Here is a 22,140-nt window from a genome sequence, read left to right as displayed (position 1 = left end):
GGAGCGCGTCCATGCGCGACTGGTTGAAAGCCCTGAGCCTCGTCGGCCTGATCGCCGGCGTCCCGCTTGCCCATGCCCAGGAAGAAGGCGAGGGGGAGGTCCCGGTCCTGACCGATGCGGACCAGGCCGCGCTGGCGGTGATGAACGCGGCCATCATCAACGGCCACATCCTGCCCGCCTATCGCGCCTTCGCCGCCGGCGGTGCCGCCCTGGCCGCGGCGGCCAAGGCCTATTGCACGGCGCCCGATGCCGCGGGCCTGACCAAGCTGCGCGCCGCCTTCGGCGATGCCTCCGATGGCTGGCAGGGGGTGCAGCATCTGCGCTTTGGCCCGTCGGAACTGTTCATGCGCTCATCGCGCCTGTTCTTCTGGCCCGATCCGCGCGACAGCGTGGGGCGGCAATTGAACGATCTGCTGGTCAAGAACGATGCGGCGGCCTTCACCCCGGCCAATCTCGCCAAGCAAAGCGTGTCGGTGCAAGGGCTGCCGGCCCTGGAACGCCTGCTGTTCGGCGACGAAGCGGCGACCCTGCAATGTGCGGCGATCCAGGGCATTGCCGACAATATCGCAGGCCTGACCGCCGACCTGGCCACCGATTGGACGGCGGCGCCCATCGACTATGCCCGGATCCTTCTGGCCCCCGGGCCGGACAACGAGCGCTATCGCAGCCCGTCCGAAGTGACGATGGAACTGTTCAAGTCGCTGCATCTCGCGGTCGAGGTGGTGGCCGACCGCAAGCTGACCAAGGCGCTGGGCGAGAATGCCGCCGCGGCGCGCCCGCGCCTGCTGGAACAATGGCGCAGCGGCCGCCCGCTGCGGAACCTCGAGCTCGACCTCGCCGCGGCCAAGGCGCTGTGGGGCAGCGGCATGTCCGCCGTGGTCAAGCAGCGCAACGCCCCGCTTGCCGCCCTGGTCGACAAGGCCCTGGCCCAGACCATTGCCAGCGCCGGTGCGATAACGCCGCCGCTGGAAACCGCCCTGGCCGATCCGGCGCGGCGCGCGGCGGTCGAGACCGTGGTGAACGAGGCGGTGGCCCTGAAATCGATCATCGCCCAGCAATTGGCGCCGGTGCTGGGCATTCCCCTGGGCTTCAACGCCCTGGATGGTGACTGACATGGTGATGGGTGGGATCTCGCGCCGCGCCGCCATGGGCTGGGCGGCGGGCGCCGTCGCCGTGCTCGGCGGCCGGTTCGGCCGCCGCGCGCTGGCGGCGCCGTCGCCCCTGTGGATCGGGACGCGTCTCACGGCCGACGGCAAATCCTTTGCCACGGCCTTCGATGCGGCGGGCGCGGCGGCCGTCGACATCGCCCTGCCGGCGCGGGGCCACGGCATCGCTGTTGCCCCCGACCAGCGCACCGCGGTCGTGCTGGCTCGCCGCCCGGGTTTGTTCGCCTTCGCCGTGTCGCTGCCGGGCGGCGCCGTCACCCATCGCTTCGAGCCGGGGGCGGGGCGACACTTCTGCGGTCACGGCCTCTATGCCCGGGGCGGCGCCCTGTTCCTGGCGACCGAAACCGACTGGGAGGGCGAACGCGGCCTGATCGGTGTCTATGACGTCGCCGCCGGCTATCGCCGCGTGGGCGAATGGGAGACCGGCGGCCTCGATCCTCACGATGTGCGCCTGCTGCCGGACGGCGCGCGAATCGTCGTCGCCAATGGCGGCATCCTGACCCATCCCGATGCCCCGGGGCCAAGCTGAATCTCGACGAGATGGATTCGTCGCTGTCGGTCATCGATGTCGCGAGCGGGCAGATCGTGCGCCAGCATCGCCTGGACCCGGCGCTGTTCCAGCTTTCCATCCGCCATCTGGTGGTCGGCCGCGACGGGACGGTGGCCTTCATCATGCAGTACGAGGGCGCGTCGGACGAACTGGTCCCCCTGGGCGGGCTGCTGCGGCCCTCGGGCGAGGTGACCCTGCTCGACATGCCGCGCGACGGCCTGGCCGACCTGCGCAACTATTGCGGCAGCGGTGCCGTGGACGCCGCAGGCGAGACCTTCGGCATGACCAGCCCGCGGGGCGGCCATGCCGCCTTCTTCCGCTTTGCCGACGGCCGGTTCCTGGGCAGCGTCGGCCTGTCCGACGTCTGCCCCATCGCCGCCGACCCTGCCGGTGCCGGCCGCTTCTACCTGGGCGGCGGCCACGGCGGGATCGAGCGGGTTACCCCGGAAAGCGGCAGCGTCGAGGCCCTGGCCTCGGACCTCGCCCGCAAATCCCTGTGGGACAATCACATGGCGGTGGCGATACCGGCCTGAGGCGGCGGAAACGCCGTGCGTCCTTCGACAGGCTCAGGATGAGGGGAGTCTTTGTGGCACAAAGATTTTCCTCATGGTGAGCCTGTCGAACCACGCAAGTTGCCGATCCCGGCTCAGCGCCAGCCGGCGCGGTCGAGCAGTTTTACCGCGGCGCCGTTGTTCTCGCCCAGCTTGGCGATGGGCAGGGTGTCGCCCTTGAAGGGGCCGAACTGCTGCACCACCGACGAGGGGGCGACGCCGGCGACCACGGGGAATTCGTTGTTGGCCTCGGCGAAGATGGCTTGCGCCTCGGGGCTTGCCAGATATTCCAGGAACTTGATGGCCGCCTCCTTGTGCGGGGCGTGAACGGTGACGCCGGCACCCGAGACGTTGATGTGGGTGCCGAAGCCGTCCTGGTCGGGGAAGAACAGGCCGACCTTCTCCACCACCGCCTTGTCCTCGGGCTTGTCCGAGGCGACGATGCGCGCGAAGTAGTAGTGGTTCACGATCGCCACATCGGCCTCGCCGGCGGCCACAGCCTTGACCTGGTCGGTATCGCCGCCCTTGGGCTGGCGGGCGAAGTTGGCGACGATGCCCTTGGCCCAGGCTTCGGTCTTCTCCTCACCCAGGTGGGCGATCAGGGCGGCGGTCATCGACTGGACATATTCGTTGCTGGACGAGCGCGATAGGACGCGGCCCTTCCATTCCGGCGCCGTGAGCGCCTCATAGGTCGAAAGCTGCTCGGGCTTCACCTTGTCTCTGTTGTAGACGATCACCCGGGCCCGGGTGGCAAAGGCGTACCACAGGCCGGTCGGCTCGTGCAACTGCGCCGGGATCACCTTTTTCAGATGGTCGGAGGTGACGGGCTGGAACAGGCCGGCCTCCTGCGCGCGCCACAGGTTGGCGGCGTCGGTCGTGATGAAGATGTCGGCCGGGCTGTTCTGGCCCTCCAGCTTGATCCGCTCGACCAGTTCGGCCGCCTTGCCCTGGATCAGGTTGACGGTGATGCCCGTCTCCTCCTTGAACTTGCCGAACAGCACGTCGTCGGACGGATAGTGGCGCGAGGAGTAGATGTTCAATTCCTCGGCCAGGGCGGGGGTGGCGGCAAGGCCCAGCCCTAAGGCGAGTCCGGCGATAAGGCGGCGCATGGAAGTCTCCCTGAGAAGTCGCGCTATTGCGACTAGGTTGCAATAGCGATCGCAATATGGTGGGAGACTGGTGGCCTTTCAAGCTCTCTCGGCGGTGCGCGGCAAAAGGCGTCAGTCGCCGAAAAAGCCGACTTGAATCCCTTCGGGAATGCGTGACTTCTTCGGGCCGCTGCGCAGTGAGGCCAGCGACCAGTCTACCCGGTTACGCAGGATGGCGTTGATCGCCTGAAGGTTACCGCGGTGGGTATAATAGACCCAGTGGTCGAGGATACCGGTTGGATCGTCGCCCAAGATGCTCACCTGCCGGTTCTTGAGCAACCACTTGGCGAGTTCGCCGCTGTCGAGCTGCAGATCGATCCAGCGCGGCTGGCCGACCGGCGCTTCGAGGCCATTGTGGCCGATAACCTGGGTGCTGGGGCCGAGGGTCTTGGGGCCAAGTTCTCGGCCATCAGGTCAAGCACTGAATTCTCGCGGCTGCCCAGATTGTAGACCATGGGACCTGTGCCGACATCCCAGCCATTGGTGTTGGCGGTCGCGAGCAGCCGCCCGTTGGTCAAGCGCGCCTCCGACGTATATTCTGAGCCACCCATAATGATGACGCGGCCGATCCGTCCGAGGACCGGCAGATTGTATTTGGCCATGCGCGACAGGGCGCGGATGACCAGGGCCGATCCCAGACTGTGGCAAACGATATCGATGGGCGTTGCCTTGATCTTAGGGATGCCGGCGATTACGCGTGCCAGGGCGTCGAGTGCTGCGACGAACGGCCAGGAGGACTCGTCGGCGTAGCCATAGGCCGCCCGATAGTGCAGGCGGCCCTCGTTGAGCAGGGTAGGCAGGAAGCCTGGCCAGCTATACCAGCCGAAGGGCACGACCAAGCCACCACCTCCCTGGTCGTCGGCGGCAAAGCCCAGGTGTGCCGGCCAACCGGTCGAGTGATGCCGGGTTTCATTGGAAGGGTTGCCAGCGAGGAAGTGGAAGATCCGCTGATGAGGATTGTCAGCGTCGTGGTAGGACTCGACCAGGGCCTCCTGCGGCCGGAACATGAAGCCGTTGACCAGGACCGCAATCGGCGCGCCCGCTTTCGCCTTGGCCACCAGCGGCGGGATCAGGTTTGCCAGGGCCTGGTCAAGGATGGCCGATTGATGGGGCGGTGCCTGTTCCACCGACTGCGTAGGATGAGCGAATGTCGCGATGGCGCCGCTGCCGCGATCGAGGTCGAAAGGCTCGGGATCCAATACGCCGTCGAGCTTTCCCCCGCCGGGGACCACATAGAGGCGAGACCGCATGGCGGTCAGTCTTAGGATCGACACGTGGCACTCCCCCGCTTCGTTTTCAGGTTGCGTGATAGTGCCTCATTAGCGCTTTGGCTGCCAGCCCCCGCCATTGCGGTCGCCGGGGCCGTGGGCTAAAAGGACGCTCATTCCGATCAGGCGCGCACGATTTCGCGAAGGGCATGCCCATGGCTTCGTACCAGTACGTTTATGTGATGAAGGACCTGTCCAAGACTTTCCCGGGCGGGAAGCAGGTCTTGAAGAATGTCTGGCTGTCGTTCCTGCCGGGCGCGAAGATCGGCGTGCTGGGCGGCAACGGCGCCGGCAAGTCGACCCTGATGAAGATCATGGCCGGCATCGACAGCGAGTTTCAGGGCGAGGCCTGGCCGGCTGACGGCGTGAGGGTCGGCTATCTGTCGCAGGAGCCGCACCTGGATCCCAAGCTCGACGTGCTGGGCAACGTCATGCTGGGGGTCAAGGCAACCAAGGACCTGCTCGACGAGTTCGAGGCCGTCTCGGCCCGCTTCGGCGAGGAACTGACCGACGACGAAATGGACCAGCTCATCACGCGCCAGGCCGAGCTGCAGGAGCTGATCGATTCCAAGGATGCCTGGGAACTTCAGCGCTATGTCGAAATCGCCATGGACGCGCTGCGCTGTCCGCCGGGCGATTCCGAAGTGACCACCTTGTCGGGTGGCGAGCGCCGCCGGGTGGCCCTGTGCCGCTTGCTGCTCGAGAAGCCCGACATGCTGCTGCTCGACGAACCGACCAACCATCTGGACGCGGAATCGATCGCCTGGCTGGAACACTTCCTGGAGAAATATCCGGGCACCGTGGTGGCGGTCACCCACGACCGCTACTTCCTCGACAATGTCGCCGGCTGGATCCTCGAGATGGACCGTGGCCAGTGCCTGCCCTTCGAGGGCAATTACACCGGCTGGATGGAGCACAAGCGCAAGCGCCAGGAAATCGAGAAGAACCAGGAAGAATCGCGCCAGAAGGCGATCGAGCGCGAGCTGGAGTGGATCCGGGCCAGCCCGCGTGCCCGCCAGGCCAAGTCCAAGGCGCGCATCACCGCCTTCGATCAATTGGTGGCGCAGCAGGGCGACCGCGACATCGGCCGCAGCACCATCGTCATCCCGCCCGGCCCCCGCCTGGGCGGCCTGGTGGTCGAGGCCAAGAAGATCAGCAAGGCCTTCGGCGACCGCCTGCTGATCGACGACCTGTCGTTCAACCTGCCGCCGGGTGGCATCGTCGGCATCATCGGGCCCAACGGGGCGGGCAAGACCACCTTGTTCAAGATGATCACCGCCGTCGAGAAGCCCGACAGCGGCGAGTTCCGCCTGGGCGACACCGTCGTGCTGGGCTATGTCGACCAGTCGCGCGACACGCTCGACCCCACCAAGACCGTGTGGGAGGAAGTTTCGGGCGGCTACGAGATGCTGACCATCGGCAAGCGCGAAATCCAGAGCCGCGCCTATCTGGGCAGCTTCAACTTCCGCGGCGTCGACCAGCAGAAGAAGGTCGGCATGCTGTCGGGCGGCGAGCGTAACCGCGTGCATCTCGCCAAGATGCTCAAGTCGCAGTCGAACTTCCTGCTCCTCGACGAACCGACCAACGACCTCGACGTCGATACCCTGCGTGCCCTGGAAGAGGCGCTGCTCGACTTTGCCGGCTGCGCCATGGTGATCTCCCACGATCGCTATTTCCTTGACCGCATCGCCACCCACATCATGGCCTTCGAGGGCGACAGCCACGTCGAATGGTTCGAGGGCAACTACCAGGAATACGAGGCGGATCGCCATCGCCGGCTCGGCACCGACGCCGACCAGCCGCACCGCATCAAGTACAAGCCGCTGTCGCGCGGCTGACGCTTAGGCGCAAGGCGACCAAGCACACATATCGTCATGGCCGGGCTTGTCCCGGCCATCCACGTCGGGCCGCTTGTAACTATTCTCGACCAGTTTACGTCGTCTCTACGTGGATGCCCGGACAAGCCCGGGCATGACGGTGAGGGGATGGCTTGGCTTCAACGCAGCAGCGGGATGATCAGCGGCACCAGGGCCGCCGTGGCCAGGGCGTTCAACCCCAGGCCGATCGCGGCGAAGCTGCCGGCGAGCTGACTGTCCTGGAAGGCGCGGGCGGTGCCCATGCCGTGGGAGGTGACGCCGATGGCGAGGCCGCGCGCCCGGTCGTCGACCAGGCCGAAGCGGGCCAGCAGCGGAAAGATCAGCATCGAGCCGGGAATGCCGGTGGCCGAGACCAGGGCCGCGGCCAGCGACGGGATGCCGCCGATCCGCTCGGCGATGGCCATGGCCACCGGCGTGGTGGTCGAGCGCGGCGCCAGCGACATGGTGACCTCGTCCGTCGCCCCCAGAAGCTGGGCGATGACCACGCCGCTGACGATGGCGACGACCGATCCCGCCAGCAGGGCGGCGACGGTGGGCAGGGCGGCGCGCCTGATGATGTGGCGATTGTGGAACAGCGGCACGGCCAGTGCCACCGTTGCCGGCCCCAGCAGGAAATGGACGAACTGCGCACCCTCGAAATAGGTGTCGTAGGGGGTCTGGGTGACCAGCAGCAGGGTGATCAGCATGATCACGGCGAGCAGGGTCGGGTTGGCGATCTGCCGCCTGCCCGTACGCTCGAAAATGAACATGCCGAGCGTGCCCGCGAACAAGGTCGCAAACAGCCACAGCAGCGGCGAGGCGGCAAGATAGACCCACAGATCGGTCATGCCCGCACACCCTTTTCCGTCAGGCGGCTGACCCAGGTGAAGACGAAGGCCGTGGTCAGGCTGGTGGCGACGATGCCGCCCAGCGAGGCGGCCAGGATCGCCAGCCATTGCCCGGCCAGGCGATCGATATGGGCAATGATGCCGACCATGGCCGGCACGAACAGCAGCAGGAGATATTGCAGCAGGCCCTGCGCGACCCGCTCGGTCTGCGCCGGCACCTTTCCGGCGACCAGAAGCCCGGCCAACAGGTAGGTCATGCCGATGACGGGGCCGGGGAAGGGCAGGTGGAGGAGGTGGACGGTCAGCTCACCGGCGAGCTGACACCCGAGCAGAAGCGTAAAAGAGGCGATCATCAGGCACCCGGGCGGCTTGGGAGCAAGACTCTAGGAGAGCCCAGCTGCCGCCCGGTATGCAAAATCTGCTGCATGGGGACTTGCCGCCGAATGACAGTCCACGCCCGCCGCTCCTCTCCAGCGCCGGCCATGGCCTCACAATCGCCTGGTTGGCAGTATGCGACTAAAAATAGAATCATATTGATGAATATGATCTAAGGGATTATTCGTATGATAATTTCTCTTTAAGAATGTGTGCGTTGATTTCAGTCGCATTGTCCCGGAAGGCAATCGGAGCCGGCCGCGAGGTGTTCTCGTTGGCGGGGTGTGCAATCGGAAAAATCCCGCCGTTGACTCCGTTTGATTGGAATTGCCTGCGATGTTGCCGGGAGCTGTGGCGGATGACGGTCAGTATTCCTGGTTCGGCAAACGAAGGAGAAGGCGGCAGTGTCCCAACCATTTTCGGAGGTGAGCCTGGAGGCGATCGTTGGACTAGTCCTGTCGGTCAGTATCGCGTCGGAGCGTCTGGTCGAGATCATCAAGAGCATGATCCCCTGGCTCAATCAGATGCATGCGGACGCGGCCGTCGAAGGCCGGCGGAGGGCCTCCCTACAGGTTCTGGCGGTTGTGTCGGGGGTGGCGACGGCCTTTCTGGCGGAGCCAATCCTGGCTCCGAGCCTTGGAAATATGGAAAACCATCTTGTCGGCATCATAGCGATCGGCTTGCTGGCAAGCGGCGGCTCCGGGTTCTGGAACGTCATCCTGACCTATCTACTGCAGTTGAAGGACCTAAAGAAGCTGCAGGTAAGCGAAAGCAGACCAGCTATGGAGGGCTACCCGGATCCAATCATGGGCGGGGAGCAGGTGACTTCGAACGAATGCTATGACGTGGGAGAAAGATGAGATGGCATGGCGCGTTGCGAAGAGCCTTCTTCAACTCCGCGAGCAGATTAACGAAAGTGCCCCCGATCGCAGCAAGGCGAGCGACGGTACCATCGGTGACGCGGCGCATGCATCCCACCAGTCCGATCACAATCCATGGATTCAGGATGGCGGTATCGGGGTGGTAACGGCGATTGATATCACCAACGATCCGTCAGGCAAATGTGATGCCGAGAGAATCGTTCAGGCGCTCGTTCAAAGCCGCGATCTGCGGATCAAATACATCATCTGGAATCGGAGAATTATCAGCGCCTCCGTCCAGCCGTGGGTGTGGCGTGACTACAGCGGCAAGAACCCGCACACGCAGCATTTCCACCTTTCGGTAGTGCGCGACAAAACCTTGTTCGACTCGACGAATTCGAAGTGGTCGATCTCGTCAACGGGTCCTTAGCGGTAGCTTCCGGCGGTTCAGAACATTCTTTTTGGGCGAATGCAAATCTGGGGAGAGGCCAGTTGTCTAACGTGGATCTGGTTTCTGCCATTGGCCGCTGGACGACGGCGTTCGTGGCGGTCGTTGGTGCCGGCCAAGCACTGACGACTTGGATTGACGGGCGTGTTGCTGTCCAGCAGGAGGCCGCTCGCGCTGCCGCTCAGGCGGAGGCGCAACTGACAGAGCAATTCTTCGCAATGGCCTTCAAGGACGATGTCGGAATCGATGAGCGCGCGATGCTGTTGAGCGCCTTGGCAACCCTGCCCCATCATCCGCTGAAGACCTGGGCTCAAGATCGCTATGACAAGGATATGAAGCTCCTCAACAAATATTTCGACATCTATCAAAGGCAGGCCGAGGCGGCGGCAATTCAGGATGCGGCAGAGCGTGAGATTGCCGCGAAGAAAGCCGAGATTGAAGAACTCACTCTCGAAATGGAAAGAAATAGGGAAAACCCCGCATCGCTGACGGAATTGAAGAACAAGAGGAATGCCGCGACAAAGGCCCTCGCCCAACTCGAGGCCGCACGATCCGTCGCGGCGGCCAACAGTCAGATGCCGCCGATAACACTTCTCGAGGCTTCGCGTTCGGGCGTGCCTGTTCCGCCGCTGAAGGGAGCCGTTATAGATATTGTATCGGAAAGTACTACCGTCGAGCTTCTGAAGAAGATTGCGCCGGCCACGGCCGCGGAAGGAATCGAATTGCACCTCCCCTATCTGCAATCGGCCTTCAAGGAGTTTTCGATCGCCGATGAATCGACGGTTGCCGCTGTCCTCGCCGAGATCGCCTACGAGACCCACTGGTTCTCGATGCTGGAGGAGCCGGATCCCGCTACTGAGCGTTACGAGGGGCGAATCGAGCTTGGAAATACGCAGGCGGGAGACGGGCTTCGGTTCAAGGCGCGTGGATACATCCCTATTGTCGGCAGAGCAGCCTATACGAGGATGAGCGCGCGCCTGGGGCTCGGTCAATTGCTGACCCTCTCGCCCGAGGAGGTTGTGAGGCCCGAAATTGCCGCTCGAATAGCGGTGGCCTTTTTCAAGGACCAGGAGAGTAGTCTCAACCCGTATCTGGAAAGGGATGATCTGTCCGGCTTTCATCGGGCGGTGACAGGAGGGGCGACGGGGGCGGAAGAGGTCGCCGAAATCTATCGCAAGATTGTAGAGGCACTTCCCGCCCGCCCTGCTGACTACCGCGTTTTCGTACAATTCGCCGGCTCCATCGACCGGGACAAGATTCGCGAGATGATGCGGAGCTTGTCCGATCTGGGATGGAATGTGCAAGGCACCGCCGCCGGGGGAGAGCGAACTGAAGCCGCGCTGGGTACGGGTGAGGTGCGCTACAGCCGGACGAAGGACAAACGGGCCGCTGAAGAACTGGCGAGGCAGGTCCAGCAGCAGGGAGTCACCATGCGCGATATCAAGGCGGTGCTCGTCAGTTCGATCCACCTCGGCACGCTGGAGGTCTGGGTCAGCACAAAATAGCAGAGCCTTGGCCTGGCAGGCAGCCGGCTCTTCCCCGCCATGCTACTCCGAGCACACGAAGCAGGTGACGCCGCTGGGAATCAACCTGGAATCCGAGCTGAGATTGGCGCGGATCTGGCCGCCCGCCTCGTAGGAACCGTTGTCGAAGATCGCCTCGAAGGTCTGCTCTTCCGAGCGGCCGTCGGGGCTGACCAGACGCAGCCGGTAGTTCACGGTCGAGCAGCGCTTGTCGGTCGAGGTGATCTGCAGCAGGTAGGCGACGTCGGCGCCATAGGCATCGCGCCGGCGGCCGACGTCGGTGACCTGGACATTGGCGGTGCAGGCGCCCTGGGCGATCGCGCATTCGCAGGGCCGGTCGGGCACCGTGCTCTGGCTCGGGGCCGGCTGAGCACCCGGATAGGTGGTGGTCGGGGCTTGCGGAATGAAGGGTGCTTCGGCCGGCTGCTGTGCCAGCGCCGGGCCGGTGCAGGCAAGGGCGGCCATGGTCATCAGCGCAAGACGCATCGAAGTCTCCCAAAAGTACCCGGCATCGGGGCCCCCAGCGTAAGGCCCCGTTGTTTTAACGCCCCGGCACGGGCCGGGGTTCCTGGCCGCGCCGATGCTAGCCCAAGGCGGGGGCGGGGCGAAAGGGCGGGGTCGCCCCGGTCTATTCGACCAGGGCGCCGTGGCAGTGCTTGAACTTCTTGCCCGAGCCGCAAGGGCAGACCGCGTTGCGCGAAATCTTGCCCCAGCTTGAAGGATCGCGCGGGTTGAAGCCGGCGGCACTGCGGTTGACGACGGGGGCCTGGCGCGGCGCCGGGGCGGGGGCCGCCTCGCTCTCGATGCCATCAGGGTCGGGGTGGACCGCTTCGAGCCGGGCGGGCTCGACGCGGGCGAACTGCTGCTCCACTTCCTGCGGCGGCTGCTCGACCCGGACCTCGACATGGGCGAGGACGCGGGTGACCTCCTCGTTGACGTGATCGAGCATGGCCTCGTAGAGGTTGAACGCCTCCTGCTGGTATTCGCGCAAGGGGTCGCGCTGGCCATAGGCGCGCAGGCCGATCGCCTGGCGCAGGTAGTCGAGTTGGAGCAGGTGCTCCTTCCAGCACTGGTCGAGGATCTGGAGCAGGATGCTCTTCTCGATCATGCGCATGATCTCGGGGCCGAAGCGGGTCGCCTTGGCCGCCATGTAGCGGTCGACCTCGTCGGTCAGGCGGTGGCGGATCTCGTCCTCGGCGATGCCTTCCTCGGCCGCCCAGGCGCCAACCGGCAGCTCCAGGCCGAAGATGCGCTGGACCGCCTCCTCGAGCCCCTTGGCATTCCAGGCTTCGGCATAGGAATTGGCCGGGATGTGCTCGGCCACCAGGTTGTTGACGGTATGCTCGCGCATCGACGCCGTGATATCGGCCACGTCGCTGCTGCGCATGAATTCGATCCGCTGCTCGTAGATCGACTTGCGCTGCTGGTTCATGACGTCGTCATAGCGCAAGACGTTCTTGCGGATATCGAAGTTGCGGGCCTCGACCTTCTGCTGTGCCTTCTCCAGGGCCTTGTTCACCCAGGGATGGATGATCGCTTCGCCTTCCTTGAGGCCCAGGCGCTGCAGCATGCGGCTCAGGTTCTCCGAGCCGAAGATGCGCATCAGGTCGTCTTCGAGGCTCAGGAAGAACTTCGAGCCGCCGGGATCGCCCTGGCGGCCGGCGCGGCCGCGCAACTGGTTGTCGATGCGCCGGCTCTCGTGCCGTTCGGTGCCGATGATGTAGAGACCGCCGGCCGCCAGCACGATTTCCTTGTCCTTGGCATGCCGGGCCTTGAGTTCGGCCGCCTTGGCGTCACGCTCGGCGCCTTCGGGCATGGCGGCCAGCTCGTCTTCCAGCAGCATGGTGAGATTGCCGCCGAGCTGGATGTCGGTGCCGCGGCCGGCCATGTTGGTGGCGATGGTGACGGCGCCGGGCCGGCCGGCCTGGGCCACGATATGGGCTTCCTGCTCGTGGAAGCGGGCATTGAGGACGCGGTGGGGCACCTTCTTCTTGGTCAGGTGCTCGGACAGCATTTCGGACTTCTCGATCGAGACCGTGCCGACCAGCACCGGCTGCTGGCGGGTGCTGCACTCGGCGATCAGGGTCACGATGGCGTCGAACTTCTCGCGCATCGAGAGGTAGACCTCGTCGTCGAGGTCCTTGCGCTTCACGCCTACATTGGTCGGGATTTCCAGCACGTCGAGCTTGTAGATCTCGCCGAATTCGGCCGCCTCGGTCGCCGCGGTGCCGGTCATGCCCGACAGTTTGGGGTAGAGGCGGAAATAATTCTGGAAGGTGATCGAGGCCAGGGTCTGGTTCTCGTTCTGGACCGTCACATGTTCCTTGGCTTCCAGGGCCTGGTGCAGGCCCTCGGAATAGCGCCGGCCGGTCATCATGCGGCCGGTGAATTCGTCGATGATGATGACCTTGTCGTCCTTCACCACATAGTCGCGGTCGCGCCGGAAGATGATGTGCGCGCGCACGGCCTGGTGCAGGTGGTGGACGATGGTGACGTTGTCGATATCGTAGAGATTCTCGGACTTGAGCAGCCCGGCCTCGAGCAGCAGCTTCTCGAACTTGTCCTGGCCCTCCTCCGAGAGCGAGACCGTGCGCTGCTTCTCGTCCTTCTCGTAGTCGGGCTCTTCGAGCTGCGGCATCAGCAGGTCGATGCGGCGATAGAGGTCGGAATTGTCTTCCGTCGGCCCTGAGATGATCAGCGGCGTGCGCGCTTCGTCGATCAGGATCGAGTCGACCTCGTCGACGATCGCGTAGTTGAAGGGCCGCTGAACCATCTGGTCCAGGCGGTACTTCATGTTGTCGCGCAGATAGTCGAAGCCGAATTCGTTGTTGGTGCCGTAGGTCACGTCGCAGGCATAGGCCTGGCGGCGTTCCTCGTCGGTCAGGTCGTGGACGATGACGCCGGTGGTCAGGCCCAGGGCGCCATAGACCTTGCCCATCCAGCCGGCGTCGCGCGCGGCCAGATAGTCATTCACGGTGATGACGTGGACGCCCTTGCCTTCCAGGGCGTTGAGATAGGCCGCCAGGGTGGCGACCAGGGTCTTGCCTTCACCGGTGCGCATTTCCGAGATCTTGCCGGAATGCAGCACCATGCCGCCGATCAGCTGGACGTCGAAATGACGCTGGCCCAAGGCCCGCTTGGCCGCCTCGCGCACGGTCGCGAAGGCTTCCACCAGCAGGTCGTCCAGGCTTTCGCCGGCGGCCAGGCGAGCCTGGAACTTGTCGGTCTGGCCTTTCAGTTCAGCATCGGAAAGCGTTGCGATCTGGGGTTCCAAAGCATTGATCGCCTCGACCCGGCCGCGCAATTGCTTGACGGTACGATCGTTGGCGCTGCCGAACAGACGTTTGGCGAGCGAGCCGAAACCGAGCATGAGCAACCTTCTTCTGCCGCGCGGGCCAATCCAGGGGCTGCCGCAGGCGTTTGAGGGTAAAAGCGAGTGCGAACACCCGCACAAAGTCATTTTCGCGGCCGCGGTGATGCGGTCGCAAGGCATGGGACAGATAAGGCTCGCCCAAAGGGATGTCAACGAGCGCCGGTTCGCTGCCACACGGCTGCCTGAATCTGGGGCGAGTTTGCCCGCAAGCCTGGATCAGGGCCTGCCCCTGCGGCGTCGTAGACGGCTTGCGGACCGTCGCACGAAGCCCCATGATCCGCGCCACTTTCGCTTGCCGCGGGCTCGTCTGCCCGGTCCCAACCTGGGGTAATCATGTCTCGCCTGACGATTCCTTGCCTCCTCGCTGTCGCCCTGGCTGCCGCCCTACCGGCCCTTGCCGAGGAGGCCAGGCCGGCCGCCCCGCCGGCCCCCGCCGCGGCAACCCCGGCCCCCGCCGCGACGGCGGCGACCCCGGCCGCCGACGATCCGGTCGTGGCCAAGGTCGGCGACGAGGAAATCCACCGTTCCGAGGTGGCGGAGGCCTACAAGACTCTGCCCGAGCAGTTCGCCCAGATCCCGCTGGACGCGATATTTTCAGACCTGCTGAATCAACTGGTCGACCGCAAGATCATCGCCCTGGCCGCCAAGAAGGCCGGCCTCGAGACCGATCCCGAGGTTGCCGCCAAGGTCGAGCTGCTGAAGGAGCGGATCCTCGAGGAAGTCTATGTGAGCCGTACCATCGAGGCGGCCATCAACGACGCCACGCTGAAGGCGAAATACGACCAGATCCTGGCCCAGAACCCGCCCGAGGAAGAGGTTCACGCCCGCCATATCCTGGTCGAGTCGGAAGAAGAGGCCAAGAAACTGAAGGCGGAGCTCGACAAGGGCGCCGACTTCGCCGAACTCGCCAACAAGAACTCGAAGGATTCCCGCGACGGCTCGGGCGGCGACCTCGGCTATTTCACCCGTGACCGCATGGTGCCGGAGTTCGCCGAAGCCGCCTTCGCGGCCGAAAAGGGCAAGGTCGTCGGCCCGATCAAGACCCAGTTCGGCTGGCACCTGATCCTGGTGGTCGACAAGCGCAAGGCCGAGCCGCCGCCGTTCGACCAGGTCAAGGCCCAGCTCAAGGACATGGTCACCCAGGAACTGACCACCGCCAAGATCGAGGAACTGAAGAAGGGGATTCCGGTTCAGATCATGAACGCCGACGGTTCGACGCCACGCCCCCAGATCGCGCCGGCCCCGGCGCCCGCGCAGTAGTTCCCGCCATCATCATCAGCCAAACCCGAGGAGACCATATCCATGGCCGGGGGTAAGTCCCATCCTGTGTCGCCGCTCGCACCTGAAGGCATGCCCGAGCTGCCGGCGATCGCGGGCATCGAAGTCGGTGCCGTCGAAGCCGGGGTGCGCTACAAGGGCCGCACCGACCTGATGATGATGCGCTTTGCGCCGGGTACCGTGGCGGCGGGCGTCTTCACCACGTCGAAATGTGCCTCGGCGCCGGTCGACTGGTGCCGCTCGATCCTGGGCAAGGGCGGCGCCCGCGCCCTGATCGTCAATTCCGGCAACGCCAATGCCTTCACCGGCAAGGCCGGGGCCGCTGCTGCCAAGACCACGGCGGTGGCCGCCGCCAAGCTGGTCGGCTGCAAGGCCGACGCGGTGTTCCTGGCCTCGACCGGTGTAATCGGCGAGGTTCTGCCGGCCGAGAAGGTGACGGCCGCCCTGCCGCGCCTGGCGACCACGCTGAAGCCCGACCGCTGGGCCGAAGCGGCGCGCGCCATCATGACCACCGACACCTTCCCCAAGGCGGCGGTGCGCAAGACCGATATCGACGGCAAGCCGGTGACCATCGTCGGCATCGCCAAGGGCTCGGGCATGATCGCTCCCGACATGGCGACCATGCTGTCTTTCGTCGCGACCGACGCGACCCTGCCCGCCGACGTGCTTCAGGCCTTGCTGGCCAAGGCGGTGGACAAGTCGTTCAACGCCATCACCGTCGACGGCGATACCTCGACCTCGGATACCCTGCTCGCCTTCGCCACCGGCAAGGGCACGACCCACAAGGCCGTGACCAAGGCGACCGATACCCATCTGCGCAATTTCAAGGCGGCCTTCGAAGACCTGCTGATCGAACTGGCCCAGCTGGTGGCCAAGGACGGCGAGGGCGCGCAGAAATTCGTCACCATCACCGTGACTGGCGCCCAGAACCAGAAGGCCGCGCGCAAGATCGCCCTGACCATCGCCAATTCGCCCCTGGTCAAGACTGCGATCGCCGGCGCGGACGCCAATTGGGGCCGGGTCGTGATGGCCGTGGGCAAGGCCGGCGAAAAGGCCGACCGCGACAAGCTGGCGATCAAGCTGGGCGGGCGCCTGGTGGCCGAGAAGGGCGCCGTGCATCCCAAGCACGACGATGCCGCGGCGACCGAGCACTTCAAGGGCAATGACGTGAAGATCGAGGTCGACGTCGGGGTCGGCACCGGCAGCGCCACGGTGTGGACCTGCGACCTGACCCACGGCTACATCGACATCAATGCGGACTACCGTAGCTGATTTGGGGATCGTGGCACTGCGTCCGCTGCGGGCGGACGACAGTGCCGCGATCGCGGCGCAGGTGTCCGATTTCGAGGTTGCGCGCTGGACCGCGCGCATTCCCCATCCCTATCCGCCCGGCGCCGCCGATGCCTTCCTGCTGGACGCGGCCGCCACCGATGCCGCCGGGGCGACCTTGCACCGCGCCGTCACCCGGGCCGGCGACGACAGTCTGGTCGGCATCGTCAGCCTGGTGATGATCCGCCCGGGGGTTGCCGAACTGGGCTATTGGGTGGGCCGGGTGGCCTGGGGCCAGGGCATTGCGGGCGCGGCGGCGGCGGCGATGATCGGCATCGCCCGCGACCAGGGCATCTACCGCCTGCTGGGCAAGGTGATGGACGGCAATCCGCGCAGCATGGCGGTTCTGGCCCGCCAGGGCTTCGTCACCGATCACGAGGCGCCGCCGGAAGAGGTTGTGCGTGACGGCCAGCGGACGCTTCTGCACAGTTTCGTGCTGGATCTCACCGCCGGGGGGCAGGGGGCATGACCCGCATCGTTCTGGTAACCGCCGTGGTCCTGGTCGATCCCGATCGCCGGGTACTGCTGGCCCAGCGCCCCAAGGGCAAGTCGATGGCCGGCCTATGGGAATTTCCCGGCGGCAAGGTCGAGGCCGGCGAGAGCCCCGAGGCGACCTTGATGCGCGAACTGGACGAGGAACTGGGCATCGTGGTGCGCGAGCCGTGCCTGGCGCCGCTCACCTTCGCCAGCCACGCCTATGAGACCTTCCACCTGCTGATGCCGGTCTATGTCTGCCGCAAGTGGGAAGGCGTGCCACAGCCGCTCGAACATGCCGAACTTGCCTGGGTCAATCGCATGAAACTGGGCGACTATCCCATGCCCCCGGCAGACCTGCCCCTGATCTCGGTCATCCAGGACCGGATCTGACAACAGAGAGATCGCCATGTCCCTTTCCATGTACCAGGCCTCGGTCCCCGTCTTCACCCGGATCCTGGGCAACCTGTCGAAGATCCTCGACAAGGCCGCGGCCTTTGCCGACCTGCGCGGCATCGAACCGTCGGTTCTGATCACCGACCGGCTGGCGCCCGACATGCTGCCCCTGTCGCGCCAGGTGCAGATCGCCGCCGACAGCGCCCTGCGGGGATGTGCCCGGCTGGCGGGGGTCGATTTCCCCAGCAACCCCGATGTCGAGACGACCTTTGGCGAATTGCAGGAACGGCTGGCGAAGACCCTGGCCTTCCTGGCAACCCTGTCGGCGGGGCAGATCGACGGGGGCGAGGAAAGGGTGGTGATGTTGCCGATGCGCGGCGGCGAGGTGACCTTCACCGGCCAGACCTTCCTGCTGAACTTCGCGCTGCCGAACTTCTATTTCCACGTTACGACCGCCTATCTGATCCTGCGTCACAACGGGGTCGAGATCGGCAAGGCGGATTACATCGGCGGGCTCTGAGCCATCCGGCGCGTCAAGGGTTGACTCTGAAGGCCAATCCCCGATCTGTGGCAGGGGCTTGGCCTTCAGGAGATGCTTGAATGTTCGATGCAAAATCACTGCTCGACCGGGTGCTCGGCTCGGACCTCGGCCGTCAGGCCGCCGGCCTGGGCGGGCAAGCCAGGGACAGGCTGGACGGCATGAGCGGCAGCGGCGGCTTTGCCAGCGGTGCCGCGGCCGGCGGCATCCTCGGCCTGCTGCTGGGCTCCCGCGGCGGTCGCGGCCTGCTGGGCGATGTGGCCAGGATCGGCGGCACCGCCGCGGTCGGCTACCTTGCCTACAAGGCCTATCGCAACTGGCGTGACGGCGCCGCCCCGGCGCCGGGCGAGCAGGCGCAGGTGCCGCCCCCGGAATTCCGCGCCGATGCGCTCTCGTCGAGCGACGGCAAGCCGTTCACCCTGGCCCTGATCACCTCGATGGTGGCGGCGGCCAAGGCGGACGGCCACGTCGACGCGACCGAGCAGCAGCGCCTGTTCGGCGAAATCGAGCGCCTGGGCCTGGGGTCGGAAGAAAAGGCCTTTGTCCTCGACTTGCTGGCGCGCCCGATCTCGCTCGACGAAGTCGCCCGCACCGCCTCGACCGAGGAACAGGGGGCCGAGCTCTACCTGGCCGCGCGCCTAGTGATCGAACCCGACCAGCCGGCCGAAAAAGCCTTCCTCGAAGGCTTGGCCGCGCGCCTGAAGCTGCCGGCCGGCCTTGCCGCCCATCTCGACACCCAGGTCGTCTCCGCCACCGTCAAGACCTAGGCGGCGGCCATTGGGTTGTCTGCCGCGATGTTTTCCCAGATGTCAGCGCGATCCCGCTCTGCCTCCGGCGTCCATATGACGATCACGTCTGGTCAAGGATCCGGGTGCGCTTGGCGGCGAATGCTGCTTCGACCTCGGCATCCGGCCTGCCGTGGCCGGCTTTCATCGAGGCGCGGCCGGCCTCGACCTTGCGCCGCAGGTAGTCGTCGTATTCGCGGGCTTGGCGACGCTGCTCGATATAGCTGCGCATCAGTTCGCGCATGATCTGGGACGCTGGCCGGTCTTCGCCAGCAGCTTCGGCCATGAACTGGGCACGCAACTCGGGTTCGAGCTTCATCGTGAAGACGGCTTCCTTCGACATACGCGGCCCTTCCACGACAGAATATACTGACGATATATATACGTTGTTGGCACTTTCCTGCATAGAGGCCGTCAGCGGCCGGGCTTCTCGCCGGTGCCTACCTCGACGGTGCCCAGGGCGTCGGCCAGGCGGCTCTTGGCCGAGCCGGGGCGCTTGGGCACCGGTTGATCGGGCCCCGGCGCCCAGCCGGTCAAGGTGACGATCTCGAAGGTCGCCGGGATGCGGCCGTCGGCCAGCGCAAAGCGCGCCTGATATTCCTCGGCCAGGGCGAGCAGGGTCTCCCGGCGCAGGGGCTTGCGCCGGCGGGCGGCCAGGGCATTGGCCTCGCCCATGCCTTTCAGGTCGCGCATCAGGGCGAAGACATCCGCATAGGTAACGGTAATGGTCTCCAGGTCGACCACCGGCATGGCAAAGCCGGCCCGCTGCATCAAGCCCGCCGCATCGCGCAGGTCTACGAAGGGCGAGACGTGCAGCGACGCGGCACCTTCGACGCGCGCCTCCGCGGCCAGGAAGGCCTGGCGCAACTCGATCAAGGTGCCGCCGCCGATCAGCGACGCCATGAACAGCCCGTCGGGCTTCAGCACATCGCGGATCTGGATCAGGGTGCCCGGCAGGTCGTTCACCCAATGCAGCGAGCCGGCCGACAGCACCAGGTCGAAACTCTGGTCGGCGAAAGGCAGCCATTCCTCGTCCGCCACCAGGCGCAGGCCCGGCGCCCGGGCCACCAGGTGCTGGGACAGGTCGGTTGAGACCAGCCCCGTGCCACGCCCGCCGGCGGCGACGAGGCGGCCCAGGGCGCCGTCATGCGCCCCCAGGTCGAGGATCAGGGGGAACTGCCGGTTGATGTCGTCCAGCCGCTCGGCCAGGCGCAGGGCGATCTCCTCGAACAGGAAGCCATGCCGGCCCAGGGTCGCGGCGGCGCGCTCGCGGTGGCGCGCCACGGCCCGGCGATCGAACACCAGCATGTCGTTGGGGGCAGGGGGGGCGGGGGCGCGTGGCGTCATGGTCCTGATATGGCATGACTGCGGCGCGATCGCGAGCGCCAAGGGAGTGCCATGCCAGGACCGTGACGCCGGCCGCACAGCAAACTCGCCAGTTCTTTCGATCGCGCTTAGACTGAAAATACAGCCGCGTTGTAAGGGGTTTGGCGATGAATGCTCGCGAATCGCGCGAAGAGCCGAGGCCGGTAACAGCCAGTCCGGCCGTCCTGGACACGGATCGCTATCTACGCGGTATGGAGCGGTTGCTTCACGCGGTACAGGAGCTGTCCCTGGCCCGCACCTTGCCGGATGTCCAGGTCATCGTTCGCACCGTGGCCCGAGACCTCACCGGTTGCGACGGTGCCACCTTCGTCCTGCGCGACGGCCCCTATTGCCACTACGCCGACGAGGATGCCATCGAACCGTTGTGGAAGGGCAAGCGCTTTCCCCAGGAAATCTGCATCAGCGGCTGGGTGATGACGAACAAGTCGCCGGTCGTCATTCCCGACATTTTCGCCGACGAGCGCATTCCCCAGGAAGCCTACCGCCCGACCTTCGTCAAGAGCCTGGCCATGGTGCCCATTCGCACCCTCGACCCGATCGGGGCGATCGGCAACTACTGGGCCGACCATCGCCAGCCATCCGCCGAGGATCTGCGGCTGTTGCAGGCGCTGGCGGACTCGACCTCGATCGCCATGGAGAATGTCCAGGTCTATGCCGAGCTCGAGCAGCGGGTGCAGGAACGCACCCTGGCGCTGGCCCGGGCCAACCAGGAGATCGAAATCCTGTCGGTTACCGACGAACTGACCGGGCTGCACAATCGCCGCGGCTTCTACAAGCTGGCCGAGGAGGTCCTGAGCAGCGGGCAGCGCTGCCTGCTGGCCTTCATCGATGTCGATGGCCTGAAGCGGGTGAACGACACGCTGGGCCACGCCGCCGGCGACGCGCTGATCATCGGCGTGGCCGAGACCCTGCGCCAGGGGTTCCGGCGCAGCGACATCATCGCGCGCATGGGCGGCGACGAGTTCTGCGTCCTCGCCATCGACCCGGTGGCCGGGGCCGACGAACTGCGGGCCGCGTTCCAGGCGCGCATCGACGACTTCAATGCCCGCTCGAACGCGCCCTACCGGCTTTCCGCCAGCATCGGCATGATCGAGCCGAGCGCCGCCGATGCCGGCACGCTCGATCGCCTGATCGCCGAGGCGGACAAGCTCATGTACAGTGAAAAACAAGGCAAGCGGCGCCGGCATTGACCTTCGAGCCGGCCGGGAGCGGGGCGTGAACGCAGGCGGCTGGGGGCGGATCGCGGTTCGGGGGGCAACGGCCTTCCTCGATTTCCTGTTGCCGCCGGTCTGCGTCGCCTGCGACCAGCCGGTCGATGCGCCGGGCCGCCTGTGCGCCGCCTGCTGGCCCGCCGTCTCGTTCATCACCGATCCGCGCTGCACCTGCTGCGGCCTGCCGTTCGAGCTGCCGGTCGGCGAGGGGGCCCTGTGCGGTGCCTGCGTGGCCGCTCCGCCGCGGTTCACCAGGGCCCGGGCCGCGGCCCGCTATGTCGGGCCGGTGCGCGACCTGATCCTGCGCTTCAAGCACGGCGATCGCCTGGACCTGACCCCGGCGCTGGCGCGCTGGCTGGTGCAGGCCGGCGGCGATTGCCTCGACGGCGCCGACGCGCTGGTGCCGGTGCCGCTGCATTGGCGCCGTCGCCTGGGCCGGCGCTACAACCAGTCGGCCGAACTGGCGCGGGCCGTGGGCGGGCTGGCGGCTGTTCCGGTCCTCACCCAGGCGCTGGTGCGCCGGCGCGCGACGCCCAGCCAGGGCCGGCTGGGCCGCCTTGCCCGCCTGCGCAACGTGGCCCATGCCTTCGAGGTGCCGGTGGCCGCGGCCGTGGCCGGCAAGCACCTGGTCCTGATCGACGATGTCATGACCACCGGGGCGACGGTGGATGCCTGCGCCCGCAAGCTGCTCGCCGCCGGGGCGGCCCGGGTCGATGTCCTGACGGTGGCGCGGGTCATACATGCCGGTGAAGGCTCTTGAGGATCTTTCCGCATTGC

At 65.9% G+C, this 22,140-nt stretch carries 24 protein-coding genes; 15 read left to right on the top strand and 9 right to left on the bottom strand.

The window, feature by feature from the left end; all coding sequences use genetic code 11:
- Nucleotides 1-11: 11 nt before the first annotated feature.
- From D3874_RS13950 to D3874_RS31200, 3 genes are read left to right on the top strand one after another with little or no spacing between them, the layout of a single operon-like run.
- Entirely contained in the window at nt 12-1,112 is a 1,101-nt protein-coding gene (locus D3874_RS13950) for an imelysin family protein (RefSeq protein ID WP_119778623.1), read from the top strand.
- A gap of 1 nt (nt 1,113) precedes the next feature.
- A complete protein-coding gene (locus D3874_RS31205) occupies nt 1,114-1,695 on the top strand; it encodes a DUF1513 domain-containing protein (protein WP_158596017.1) in 582 nt (193 codons plus the stop codon).
- 11 nt (nt 1,696-1,706) lie between these two features.
- Nucleotides 1,707-2,249, top strand: a complete 543-nt coding sequence (locus D3874_RS31200) for a DUF1513 domain-containing protein (protein ID WP_158596015.1) — start codon at nt 1,707-1,709, stop codon at nt 2,247-2,249.
- 113 nt (nt 2,250-2,362) lie between these two features.
- Here the strand turns inward: D3874_RS31200 and D3874_RS13935 are convergent, their stop codons facing one another.
- From D3874_RS13935 to D3874_RS13925, 3 genes are all read right to left on the bottom strand, one after another.
- On the bottom strand, nt 2,363-3,376 hold the full coding sequence (locus D3874_RS13935; RefSeq protein WP_119778620.1) for a Fe(3+) ABC transporter substrate-binding protein: 1,014 nt from the start codon (nt 3,374-3,376) through the stop codon (nt 2,363-2,365).
- A 111-nt stretch (nt 3,377-3,487) separates the two neighbouring features.
- Nucleotides 3,488-3,667, bottom strand: coding sequence for a hypothetical protein (locus D3874_RS13930; RefSeq protein ID WP_147385665.1), 180 nt, complete (start codon nt 3,665-3,667; stop codon nt 3,488-3,490).
- 5 nt (nt 3,668-3,672) lie between these two features.
- The gene (locus tag D3874_RS13925; RefSeq protein WP_147385664.1) at nt 3,673-4,647 is read right to left on the bottom strand and encodes an alpha/beta hydrolase; all 975 of its coding nucleotides are present in this window, start codon (nt 4,645-4,647) and stop codon (nt 3,673-3,675) included.
- A 191-nt stretch (nt 4,648-4,838) separates the two neighbouring features.
- Between D3874_RS13925 and ettA the strand changes: the two genes are divergently transcribed.
- A complete protein-coding gene (gene ettA, locus D3874_RS13920) occupies nt 4,839-6,521 on the top strand; it encodes an energy-dependent translational throttle protein EttA (protein ID WP_119782293.1) in 1,683 nt (560 codons plus the stop codon).
- Between the two features lie 158 nt (nt 6,522-6,679).
- On the opposite strand, the gene D3874_RS13915 is transcribed toward ettA, so the two are convergent.
- Nucleotides 6,680-7,387, bottom strand: a complete 708-nt coding sequence (locus tag D3874_RS13915; RefSeq protein ID WP_119778617.1) for an LrgB family protein — start codon at nt 7,385-7,387, stop codon at nt 6,680-6,682.
- Nucleotides 7,384-7,740, bottom strand: a complete 357-nt coding sequence (locus D3874_RS13910) for a CidA/LrgA family protein (protein ID WP_119778616.1) — start codon at nt 7,738-7,740, stop codon at nt 7,384-7,386. The genes D3874_RS13915 and D3874_RS13910 overlap by 4 nt, the downstream gene beginning before the upstream one ends.
- Nucleotides 7,741-8,166: 426 nt before the next feature.
- Here D3874_RS13910 and D3874_RS13905 point away from each other — a divergent pair, with 426 nt between their 5' ends.
- The 3 genes from D3874_RS13905 to D3874_RS13895 are packed head-to-tail and all read left to right on the top strand — an operon-like array spanning nt 8,167 to nt 10,575.
- Nucleotides 8,167-8,622: a hypothetical protein gene (locus D3874_RS13905; protein WP_199699061.1), complete on the top strand. Its 456-nt coding sequence runs from the start codon at nt 8,167-8,169 to the stop codon at nt 8,620-8,622.
- 1 nt (nt 8,623) lies between these two features.
- Nucleotides 8,624-9,052, top strand: a complete 429-nt coding sequence (locus tag D3874_RS13900) for a hypothetical protein (protein ID WP_119782292.1) — start codon at nt 8,624-8,626, stop codon at nt 9,050-9,052.
- The gene (locus tag D3874_RS13895; protein WP_147385663.1) at nt 9,025-10,575 is read left to right on the top strand and encodes a glycoside hydrolase family 19 protein; all 1,551 of its coding nucleotides are present in this window, start codon (nt 9,025-9,027) and stop codon (nt 10,573-10,575) included. The genes D3874_RS13900 and D3874_RS13895 overlap by 28 nt, the downstream gene beginning before the upstream one ends.
- 42 nt (nt 10,576-10,617) lie before the next feature.
- Here the strand turns inward: D3874_RS13895 and D3874_RS13890 are convergent, their stop codons facing one another.
- Together D3874_RS13890 and secA are read right to left on the bottom strand one after the other, a co-directional pair.
- Complete coding sequence (locus tag D3874_RS13890) at nt 10,618-11,079, bottom strand: hypothetical protein (protein ID WP_147385662.1); 462 nt, start codon at nt 11,077-11,079, stop codon at nt 10,618-10,620.
- A 142-nt stretch (nt 11,080-11,221) separates the two neighbouring features.
- Nucleotides 11,222-13,963 (bottom strand): preprotein translocase subunit SecA, encoded by a 2,742-nt coding sequence (secA, locus tag D3874_RS13885; protein WP_119778612.1) that lies wholly within the window; start codon nt 13,961-13,963, stop codon nt 11,222-11,224.
- A gap of 336 nt (nt 13,964-14,299) precedes the next feature.
- Here secA and D3874_RS13875 point away from each other — a divergent pair, with 336 nt between their 5' ends.
- The 6 genes from D3874_RS13875 to D3874_RS13850 all read left to right on the top strand — a co-directional run bounded on the left by D3874_RS13875 (nt 14,300) and on the right by D3874_RS13850 (nt 18,748).
- Nucleotides 14,300-15,226, top strand: a complete 927-nt coding sequence (locus tag D3874_RS13875; RefSeq protein ID WP_158596013.1) for a peptidylprolyl isomerase — start codon at nt 14,300-14,302, stop codon at nt 15,224-15,226.
- Nucleotides 15,227-15,268: 42 nt separating this feature from the next.
- Nucleotides 15,269-16,516, top strand: a complete 1,248-nt coding sequence (argJ, locus tag D3874_RS13870; protein ID WP_119778609.1) for a bifunctional glutamate N-acetyltransferase/amino-acid acetyltransferase ArgJ — start codon at nt 15,269-15,271, stop codon at nt 16,514-16,516.
- Nucleotides 16,517-16,526: 10 nt separating this feature from the next.
- Nucleotides 16,527-17,042, top strand: a complete 516-nt coding sequence (locus tag D3874_RS13865; protein WP_158596011.1) for a GNAT family N-acetyltransferase — start codon at nt 16,527-16,529, stop codon at nt 17,040-17,042.
- Entirely contained in the window at nt 17,039-17,440 is a 402-nt protein-coding gene (locus D3874_RS13860) for a (deoxy)nucleoside triphosphate pyrophosphohydrolase (RefSeq protein WP_119778607.1), read from the top strand. The genes D3874_RS13865 and D3874_RS13860 overlap by 4 nt, the downstream gene beginning before the upstream one ends.
- 16 nt (nt 17,441-17,456) lie before the next feature.
- On the top strand, nt 17,457-17,963 hold the full coding sequence (locus tag D3874_RS13855; RefSeq protein WP_119778606.1) for a DUF1993 domain-containing protein: 507 nt from the start codon (nt 17,457-17,459) through the stop codon (nt 17,961-17,963).
- A gap of 80 nt (nt 17,964-18,043) precedes the next feature.
- The gene (locus D3874_RS13850; RefSeq protein WP_119778605.1) at nt 18,044-18,748 is read left to right on the top strand and encodes a tellurite resistance TerB family protein; all 705 of its coding nucleotides are present in this window, start codon (nt 18,044-18,046) and stop codon (nt 18,746-18,748) included.
- Between the two features lie 82 nt (nt 18,749-18,830).
- Here the strand turns inward: D3874_RS13850 and D3874_RS13840 are convergent, their stop codons facing one another.
- Both D3874_RS13840 and D3874_RS13835 read right to left on the bottom strand, forming a co-directional pair.
- Nucleotides 18,831-19,109, bottom strand: coding sequence for a CopG family ribbon-helix-helix protein (locus D3874_RS13840; RefSeq protein ID WP_119778604.1), 279 nt, complete (start codon nt 19,107-19,109; stop codon nt 18,831-18,833).
- Nucleotides 19,110-19,180: 71 nt separating this feature from the next.
- Nucleotides 19,181-20,113 carry a methyltransferase domain-containing protein gene (locus D3874_RS13835; protein ID WP_119778603.1) on the bottom strand — a complete coding sequence of 311 codons (933 nt, stop codon included), beginning with the start codon at nt 20,111-20,113 and terminating at the stop codon, nt 19,181-19,183.
- A gap of 230 nt (nt 20,114-20,343) precedes the next feature.
- On the opposite strand from D3874_RS13835, the gene D3874_RS13830 reads away from it, so the two are divergent.
- The gene (locus tag D3874_RS13830) at nt 20,344-21,342 is read left to right on the top strand and encodes a sensor domain-containing diguanylate cyclase (RefSeq protein ID WP_199699060.1); all 999 of its coding nucleotides are present in this window, start codon (nt 20,344-20,346) and stop codon (nt 21,340-21,342) included.
- A gap of 25 nt (nt 21,343-21,367) precedes the next feature.
- Nucleotides 21,368-22,123, top strand: coding sequence for a ComF family protein (locus D3874_RS13825; RefSeq protein ID WP_233559942.1), 756 nt, complete (start codon nt 21,368-21,370; stop codon nt 22,121-22,123).
- Nucleotides 22,124-22,140: the final 17 nt, after the last annotated feature.

It is taken from the genome of Oleomonas cavernae, from assembly GCF_003590945.1.
GTDB lineage: Bacteria > Pseudomonadota > Alphaproteobacteria > Zavarziniales > Zavarziniaceae > Zavarzinia > Zavarzinia cavernae.
This window is presented reverse-complemented; position numbering and strand designations above follow the sequence as displayed.

Bases quoted from the DNA above. Each gene is read 5' to 3' on its own strand.
- D3874_RS13950 (WP_119778623.1), top strand. From the start codon at position 12: ATGCGCGACTGGTTGAAAGCCCTGAGCCTCGTCGGCCTGATCGCCGGC.
- D3874_RS31205 (WP_158596017.1), top strand. From the start codon at position 1,114: ATGGTGATGGGTGGGATCTCGCGCCGCGCCGCCATGGGCTGGGCGGCG.
- D3874_RS31200 (WP_158596015.1), top strand. From the start codon at position 1,707: ATGGATTCGTCGCTGTCGGTCATCGATGTCGCGAGCGGGCAGATCGTG.
- D3874_RS13935 (WP_119778620.1), bottom strand. From the start codon at position 3,376: ATGCGCCGCCTTATCGCCGGACTCGCCTTAGGGCTGGGCCTTGCCGCC.
- ettA (WP_119782293.1), top strand. From the start codon at position 4,839: ATGGCTTCGTACCAGTACGTTTATGTGATGAAGGACCTGTCCAAGACT.
- D3874_RS13915 (WP_119778617.1), bottom strand. From the start codon at position 7,387: ATGACCGATCTGTGGGTCTATCTTGCCGCCTCGCCGCTGCTGTGGCTG.
- D3874_RS13910 (WP_119778616.1), bottom strand. From the start codon at position 7,740: ATGATCGCCTCTTTTACGCTTCTGCTCGGGTGTCAGCTCGCCGGTGAG.
- D3874_RS13900 (WP_119782292.1), top strand. From the start codon at position 8,624: ATGGCATGGCGCGTTGCGAAGAGCCTTCTTCAACTCCGCGAGCAGATT.
- D3874_RS13890 (WP_147385662.1), bottom strand. From the start codon at position 11,079: ATGCGTCTTGCGCTGATGACCATGGCCGCCCTTGCCTGCACCGGCCCG.
- secA (WP_119778612.1), bottom strand. From the start codon at position 13,963: ATGCTCGGTTTCGGCTCGCTCGCCAAACGTCTGTTCGGCAGCGCCAAC.
- D3874_RS13875 (WP_158596013.1), top strand. From the start codon at position 14,300: ATGTCTCGCCTGACGATTCCTTGCCTCCTCGCTGTCGCCCTGGCTGCC.
- argJ (WP_119778609.1), top strand. From the start codon at position 15,269: ATGGCCGGGGGTAAGTCCCATCCTGTGTCGCCGCTCGCACCTGAAGGC.
- D3874_RS13860 (WP_119778607.1), top strand. From the start codon at position 17,039: ATGACCCGCATCGTTCTGGTAACCGCCGTGGTCCTGGTCGATCCCGAT.
- D3874_RS13855 (WP_119778606.1), top strand. From the start codon at position 17,457: ATGTCCCTTTCCATGTACCAGGCCTCGGTCCCCGTCTTCACCCGGATC.
- D3874_RS13850 (WP_119778605.1), top strand. From the start codon at position 18,044: ATGTTCGATGCAAAATCACTGCTCGACCGGGTGCTCGGCTCGGACCTC.
- D3874_RS13840 (WP_119778604.1), bottom strand. From the start codon at position 19,109: ATGTCGAAGGAAGCCGTCTTCACGATGAAGCTCGAACCCGAGTTGCGT.
- D3874_RS13835 (WP_119778603.1), bottom strand. From the start codon at position 20,113: ATGACGCCACGCGCCCCCGCCCCCCCTGCCCCCAACGACATGCTGGTG.
- D3874_RS13830 (WP_199699060.1), top strand. From the start codon at position 20,344: ATGGAGCGGTTGCTTCACGCGGTACAGGAGCTGTCCCTGGCCCGCACC.